At 53.4% G+C, this 556-nt stretch carries 1 rRNA gene; it reads left to right on the top strand.

From position 1 onward, the window contains the following. Positions 1-556, top strand: a 16S ribosomal RNA gene (locus IE103_RS18290); the annotation flags it as partial.

Raw genomic sequence — 556 nt, 5'->3', positions numbered from 1 at the left:
GGAGGAAAGCGGGGGATCGTAAGACCTCGTGCTATAAGAGTGGCCGATATCTGATTAGCTAGTTGGTGAGGTAAAGGCTCACCAAGGCGACGATCAGTAGCTGGTCTGAGAGGACGACCAGCCACACTGGAACTGAGACACGGTCCAGACTCCTACGGGAGGCAGCAGTGGGGAATTTTGGACAATGGGGGCAACCCTGATCCAGCAATGCCGCGTGAGTGAAGAAGGCCTTCGGGTTGTAAAGCTCTTTTGTCAGGGAAGAAACGGTTGTGGCTAATATCCATGGCTAATGACGGTACCTGAAGAATAAGCACCGGCTAACTACGTGCCAGCAGCCGCGGTAATACGTAGGGTGCAAGCGTTAATCGGAATTACTGGGCGTAAAGCGTGCGCAGGCGGTTTTATAAGACAGAGGTGAAATCCCCGGGCTCAACCTGGGAACTGCCTTTGTGACTGTAAGGCTAGAGTGTGTCAGAGGGGGGTAGAATTCCACGTGTAGCAGTGAAATGCGTAGATATGTGGAGGAATACCGATGGCGAAGGCAGCCCCCTGGGAT

It is taken from the genome of Affinundibacterium macrobrachii (genome assembly GCF_014652415.1).
GTDB lineage: Bacteria > Pseudomonadota > Gammaproteobacteria > Burkholderiales > Burkholderiaceae_D > Undibacterium > Undibacterium macrobrachii.
This window is presented reverse-complemented; position numbering and strand designations above follow the sequence as displayed.